Here is a 3,933-nt window from a genome sequence, read left to right as displayed (position 1 = left end):
GTCACTGTATGTGCTGTCGGAGTGATACTTGCACTTGATGCCTGACTGGTTGTGTCACCACTTCCCTTGGTTGCGCTGACACTTACAGCTTGACCAGCTGTGTAGCTTGATGGTTTCAAGCGTAACTTACCGTTATCTAATAGACTCGTATCACCGCTTGTTACCGTCCAGCCTGTCGCTCCTTTGCTGAGCTCAACAGTTTGACTGCTTCCTTGCTTATCTGTATAAGTCAAGCTTGCTTTATCCGCATTGTCTGGTAAGCCGATTTCAACATCACCATTTTGCCATTGTTTAGTTGTCGCTGTTGTCGGTGTTGCTTCTTTAGCTTGGACTGTAACTTCTACATCTTCTGTAGAGTCATCGTCATAAGTGACGGTCACTCCCACAGTTTGACTGGTACCTGCAGCGACCGTTGGAAGAGCTGCTTTAGCTACCGCAGTTTTCTTATGGTCTACAGTTACGGCATTGCTAATAGAATCTGCTGTTGGCTGACTATCTGCTTCTACCGTAATGGTGCTAACAGTTGGCTTCGTATGACTTGGAACAGTTATAGTCGCTTCGCGTGCCGCGCTGACATCTGTACCAGTTCCGGCTGTTGCTTGAGCTGTGATAGACTTACCACTGCTTGCTGTTCCTTGTTTAACAGTTGCCTTGCCAGCTTCAACTGTGATTGGGCTTCCTGCTGGTGCACTCCAGTTGCCATCTGCTCCCTTGGTAAGCTCTACTGTTTTCGTAACCGTATCGCTTTCTGGGTAGTTGATCACGACTTTATCCGCATCAGCTGGTAATGGAATCACAACATCCCCATTTTGTTTACTTTCTGGAGTAAAGGTTGATGGTTGAGCTGTCTTCACTTTGCCAGTGGATGGCTTACTTTCCATATCCTCAGCCTTAGCTTGTACCGTTACCTCAGTTCCGGCTGCCGCTGTCTTGGCTTTCAAGACTGGTTTGCCATCTGTTCCAACTTCAAAGCCTGTTGGTACTGTCCAGTTGTTATCTGTGCCCTTCGTAAGTGTCACTTTAGTTGGCGCTTGAGAACCTGCTGGTGTGTAGGTTACTTCAAGACTTGTCGCGTCACTTGGAGCTTCTATTTGGACGCCACTATCAATTTGTGGAGTCACAACTGGACTGTTCAGTAAGCCCACTGCCTTGTGGTCAGCTGCTTCTGATGAATCTGATAAAGCTGATTTTTGAGTAGCTGTTACGGTGCTGCCTGCCTTGGCGGTATTGGCCTGCATCACAATCTTGTTACCTGTTGTCACGACTGTGCCGATAGCGACATGATCTGTCTTCGTCCAATCCCCATTAGCTTGCTTCGCAAAGGTTAATTTACGAGCAACTCCAGCCGCATCCACATAGTCTACTTCCGCATGAGTTGCCTTGTCATCCAATTCAACTTCAATGCCGTAGTCTGCGTTTTGACTAATCGTTGGGGCTCCTAAGCGTGGTGCTTTGGCATCTGCACTGTCACTTGGCTGACTTGTAAAGTCTTTATTACCAATTGTCGTGATACCTTTGGCTGTGACGCCAGCGCCATCTTTCAACTTGTCCGCTGATACCGTAATCTTGCTGCCGTCTGGGCTAATCGTGATGCCGCTATCTGCTGGAGCTGTCCAGCTACCATCTTGGTTCTTCGTAACCGCTACGGTTGTTGGAGCGTCTTGTCCTTCTGGTGTGTAAATCACTTCAACCTTCGTTGTTTCTTCTGGAACCGTTACATCAACTGTTCCGTCAGTATTTGGAGTCACGACTGGCTTGTCTGGGACAACGGTAATAGTCACCGGTGTTTCTACTTCCTTACCTCGAAGCTCAGCTGGTACATCATCGCCCTGACCATAAGTGGTCACAACGGTCTTCGTCACTTCTCCGACATGGTCGGTACTTGGTTTGTCTCCATTCTTCCATGCATGAGTCGTGCCATTAGGGAAACCTTCTGTGTTTGATGCTGGTTTTACATAGTCAGAAGCGTCTTCTGAAAGTGGGCTACCTTTATGCGCATCAATACTTGGAGTTGGGTTCTCTGCTAGAGCGTATACTTTTGGTGTCACGTATTGGGTCGTAACGTCTGATACCGCTACTCCATTACTTGGGTAAGTAACTTGGATACGTGGAAGAGCTTTGCCGACTTCTACCTTAGCTGGTTGGTTTTCCCAACTTAAGCCATTGTTGCCGTCTGCTGTCACATAGTCGCTCAAGTTATCATTAGTAATATCTTGACCATTGCTTCTCACGACAGCTTTGGCGATTGGTTGCGCTAAAGTAGTGAAGGTGAAGTTGACCTCTTGCTCCTTCGTCTGACCTGCTAGGCGCACTAGAAGGGTTTCTGTTCGAGTGCCTGCATCTGCCGTTTTTCTAGTCGCATCTTGGTTCTTCCAGCGACCTGTTGCGCCTGTGAAGTCCGTAGCTGCGTCTGAACGACGGAGTAACTTAGCCAGAGTTGTTTCATTCAAGTTATCCAACTCAGTAAGAGTGCCTGTTCCCTTCATGGTTTGGATGCTGCCTTTAGCACTTAGAGTGATGAAAGTTGAAGCTTTCGCAGCACTTGCATCTGATTCAACGCGTTCTGTTGCTTCGGTTGGTTTGTAAACGGCTTTGGCTGTGATGGTGGTTGATGTTGGGATGTCTTGGGTCATCGTTAGATCAACTGTCGTTAGATCACTGTAGCGAGTCGTACCAGCTTTCGGCACCTCTACAGAACCAATTTTCGTATCGCCATTGTAGAGCTCAACAGTGGTTCCTGGTGTCGCATTCGCAATACGGATGGTTTTTCTTGTACCGGCGCTTCCTGTCAAGTCAGTCATAATGCTTGGAGTCGCTGGTTTCGTCACAAAGGTGATTTCCTCTGTCTCTTCTGCCAGACTGTCCTCTTTCGGATTACCACCGTCTACTTGTGGGTAGTAAACTTTAACCTTGTTGGTCTTCTTACCAAGCCAGTCATCGTTGACTTTGCCCCAAGTACCTGAACCGTATGCCGCATTACCTGTTTCATCTGTCTGCCATGTGTACTCTGTACCTTGTGGAAGGTCTGGTCCATTTTCTGCTTTCTTCACATAAGCGCTAGCTTCTGTTGAGGCAAAGGTTGAATCAATTGTACGGACTACTTCTGTTGCCTTGGCTACTGCATGATAAGTTGGAAGGGCTACGTCTAAGGTTTCAACCGTCTTACCTGCCGCATTGTCTGATGGGTATTCTACCTCGATATGGCCGACATGGCTTGCGGAAGCTGTTGCGATAGCTGGTGCAGTGCCGCCTTGCCAACGGACGGTTACACCTGCTGGTTTAGCGACTGTTTGGTTGCCATCTTTGAAGACGACATACCTTTCTGCGTCACTTCCATGTGACAAGGTTCCTTGTTTATTGTTATAGCCGTTCGGACTAGCTAGAGCTACCGTTGGATAGACATGCACTGGAATCGTCACTTCTGTGCTACCTGATCCTGGAATGGTTACAGTCGCTTTGTAAGTCGCATCCCCTACACGGCTGTAGTCTGGAATGTTCTTCCATTCTACTGTTGAGCCTGGTGGAAGAGCTGTACCATCCTTGTATTGAAGACGATCTTTCAACTCGCCCGTTGGGTTTTCTCCCTTAATCAAGTGGTAGTCTTTGGCTTTTAGACCCTCTGTTACCTTCAAGCTTGTGCCGTAGTCTGATTCAACTCGTTCAGTCGCTACGGTTGGTTTGTAAATACTACGAACCGCGATCGGCATATCCTTAGACAAGCTCTTACCTGGTGCTAGGTTAATCGCTACTCCATCTTTGAGCGCAAAGTCGCCATCTTTTGGTACATCTGTGCGTCCCAATTCAATTGGGTTAGCTGGATTGGTCATGTCATAGAGGGCTACCGTGGTACCACTATTCACGCCATTCACTGTAACGCTGCCTGCATCTTTCTTACCGACTGCACTTACAAGACTTGGGGTGCTTGGTTTGACA

General features: G+C 47.8%; 1 protein-coding gene. It reads right to left on the bottom strand.

Annotated features, from left to right (window positions below):
• Positions 1-3,933, bottom strand: a 3,933-nt coding sequence (locus HT679_RS09255) for a Rib/alpha-like domain-containing protein (protein ID WP_173214262.1), incomplete at both ends; no start/stop codon positions are given.

This window comes from Streptococcus sp. 4886 (assembly GCF_013276485.1).
GTDB lineage: Bacteria > Bacillota > Bacilli > Lactobacillales > Streptococcaceae > Streptococcus.
Note: the sequence above shows the minus strand (reverse complement) of the source record. Positions and strands in the feature narration are given on the sequence as shown.